The 3,435-nt window shown below is 67.9% G+C and carries 1 protein-coding gene; it reads left to right on the forward strand.

The genetic code is table 11. The annotated features are described in order from the left end of the window. Positions 1-216: 216 nt before the first annotated feature. A partial coding sequence (locus Vau01_RS62745) for a non-ribosomal peptide synthetase (protein ID WP_204015254.1) occupies positions 217-3,435 on the forward strand: 3,219 nt, incomplete at its 3' end.

Consider the following 3,435-nt stretch of genomic DNA (forward strand, 5'->3'; position numbering starts at 1 on the left):
GGAAGCGCTCATCGCTGAGCTTGACGAGATGTCGGCTGATGAGGCGACGCGGTTGTTCGATCCAACGGTGGAGGAGCCATGAGTGCGACCCACCCTCGTGGTCCCGATAGGGCGAGCCTCGACCGGGCGCTTGAGAGGCTGATCGCCCAGCGTGTGAGTGCGGCCGGTAAGGGCGTCCCGACGATCGTCCCGCGACAGCGAACAGAGGCCCCAGCATTGTCGTTCGCGCAGGAGCGACTGTGGTTCCTGCACCAGATGGAGCCCGACAACGCGGTGTACAACGCTCGGTCGACGACACGACTGACCGGTCAGATTGACGTAGGTGCCCTGGAGCGGGCGTTGGTGGACCTGCTCGCCCGCCACGAAGCGCTCCGCACGAGGTTCGTGACGGTCGACGGCGAGCCGCGCCAGCTGATCGATGAGATCACCACGGTCCCGCTACGCCACGTTGATCTCAGCGACTTGAGAAGCGACGTGGCATGTGCTCGTGCCGGCGACCATGCCGCGCAGGAGGCCTTGCGGCCGTTCGACCTGTCTCGCACGCCGTTGTTGCGGGCCAGCCTTCTGCGCATCGCGCCAGACGACCACGTACTGTGCCTGGTGATCCATCACATCGCGATCGATGACTGGTCCTTCGGCATCCTGCGTCGTGAATTGTGGGAGATCTACCGGTCACGCGTCGCGGGAGAGCAACCGCAATTGCCCGCGTTGCCCGTTCAGTACGCCGACTTCGCCGCGTGGCAGCGCGACCGCATGAACGGCGACCTCCTTGCCGAACATCTACGCTATTGGCGCCAGCGACTCGACGGCCTGTCGCCATTGGACCTTCCGACCGATCGACCGCGGCCGGCGGTCCAAAGCTCCGCTGGAGCCGCCACCAGCGCCACGATCCCGGCCGAGACGGCGGATGCGCTTCGAAGGCTGGCCCGCCAACACAATGCGACCACCTTCATGACCATGCTCGCGGCCTTCGTCACTGTGCTGGCGCGTTACTGCCAGCAGCAGGACATAGCGGTAGGTATTCCGGTCTCCGGTCGAACAACCAATGAACTCGCCAACGTAGTCGGCTTCTTCGTGAACACATTGGTGGTTCGGGTTGAGGTGCTGGCCGGGCTGAGCTTCGCAGAGTTGCTGGACCGGGTTCGCGAAGCGGCGTTGGACGCCTTCGCACACCAGGATCTGCCCTTCGAGCGGCTCGTGGAAGAGCTCGCGCCGCGGCGAGACCGGTCGCAAAGTCCGTTGGTGCAGGTGTTGTTCAACTTCGAGTCGGCAACACCGGGCAATCAACCAACCAAAGTCGTGGGACTTGACCTGGCGAGCTTCGCGGTCCCCTGGAGCACGTCGAAGTTCGACCTGACTCTCAGCGTGGCCGATCCGGGTGCCGGAGGCGGCCTGGCGGTCGGGGTCGAGTACTCAACGGAGCTGTTCGATAGGCCGACCGTCGAGCGCTTGGTGGATGGCCTGCGAGCCGTCCTGGACGCTGCTGCGGCCGATGTCGACGTGCTGGTTGGGTTGCTGCCGGTGATGCCGGATGCCGCCGCGGAGCGGGTGTGGGCTTGGGGTGAGGGCGATCGTGTGCTGCATGCCCCGGTCGGGGACCCTGGTGGGCCGGTCGGGTTGTTGGCGGGCTGGATTGCGACGGCTCCTGGTCGGGTGGCGGTCGTTGATGGGGCGGGCGCGGAGCTGACGTTTGGCGGGCTCGGCGACCGGGTGGTGGCGTTGGCGGGGTGTCTGCGTTCGTGGGGGGTGGGGCCGGAGGTCCGGGTCGGGGTCCTGGCGGGCCGCGGTGTCGACGTGGTCGTGGCGATCCTGGCGGTGTGGTGGGCTGGCGGCGTCTGTGTGCCGTTGGACGAGGAGTTCCCAGACGAACGACTCGGCTGGATCGCCGACGACGGTGGCGTTCAGGTCGCGGTCACCACGGCCGCGTTGGTGGATCGGGCCACCGGCTGGGGCGTGCCCGTCGTGATGGTCGACCAGCCACAGCACTGGCCAGGCACCCGATCCACCGACGCCCGTCGACCGGTGTCGGTCGACCGGGCCGGGCTGGCCTACGTCATCTATACGTCCGGTTCCACTGGAGCGCCACGACCGGTCGGGGTGCCCTGGGCGTCGGTGGACTGGCTGCTGCAGGTGGCCGGGCAGTTGGTGCCGGCCGGGTTGGTGTGGGCGTGTTCGCACTCCCTCGCCTTCGACTTTTCCGTTTGGGAACTGTGGGCTGCCCTGGCCGGCGGTGGTCGGGTGGTGATGTTGCCGCGGTGGATGGTCCGCTCGCCGGATCAGACGCTGGCCGTGCTGGCTGAGCAACACGTTCAGGTGTGGTGTCAGACGCCGTCGGCGTTCGCGATGGTGGCTGGTCGGCTCGATGTTGATCCGGCGTCCGTGCTGCCGGATCTGCGTTGGGTGATCTTTGGTGGGGAAGCCCTCGACCCTGGTTTGTTGCCGGGCTGGGTGGGTGCCGATGGTGCTCCGGTGGTGGTCAACATGTACGGGATCACCGAGACCACCGTGCATGTCACCCAGACGACGATCACCGCCGCCGCCGGTGGTGGCACAGGTCGGGGTGGGTCGCCGATCGGGCGGCCGCTGCCAGGCGTGCGGATCCGGCTCTTGGACGAGTGCCTGCAGCCGGTGCCGCCGGGGGTGGTCGGGGACCTGTATGTCGGCGGGGCCGGGGTTGCCCGTGGGTATCTGGGCCGGCCGGAGGAGACCGCGCGCCGGTTCGTGCCCGACCCCTACGCCGGTGACGGGTCACGGCTGTACCGCAGCGGCGACCGGGGCTACTGGCACGACGGCCGGTTGTACTACGTGGGTCGTGCCGATGCCCAGATCAAGATTCGCGGGTACCGCATCGAGCCCGCCGAAATCGAGAGCACTCTCACCACCCACTCCGGCATCGCGGCCGCGGCCGTCGTCGCGGAGGTCGTCCGGTCCGGCGTCGGTGGATCGGGGGGCACGGGTGGCGGTGGCGATGTGTCGTTGACGGCGTACCTGGTGCCGGTCGGTGACGGCCTACCCACGGCGGCGGAGGTGCACCGGTACCTGGCCGCTCGCCTGCCCGCGCACATGGTGCCCAGCCGCTACCTCACTGTCACCGATCTCCCACTCACCCCCAACGGCAAGATCGACCGGACAGCCCTGGCCCGCAACGGCCATCAGCCGCTGCCCGCCGTCGCCCAGCCCGGGGGTCAGCCCAGCACACCCACTGAACAGGCCCTCGCCTCCATCTGGGCGGAGCTGCTCGATACCGATTCGAACAGGCTCGGTGTCGACAGCGATTTCTTCGCCACCGGCGGCCATTCGATGTTGGCTATCCGGCTGATCGCCCGTATCAGCGAGGCGCTCGATGTCGAGTTGCCGGTGGCCACCGTGTTCGGCGCGCCGACGCTTGGCGGATTGGCTGCTGCGATTGATACCGCTGCTGCCGGTGCTGATACC

It is taken from the genome of Virgisporangium aurantiacum (assembly GCF_016863635.1).
Taxonomy (GTDB): Bacteria; Actinomycetota; Actinomycetes; order Mycobacteriales; family Micromonosporaceae; genus Virgisporangium; species Virgisporangium aurantiacum.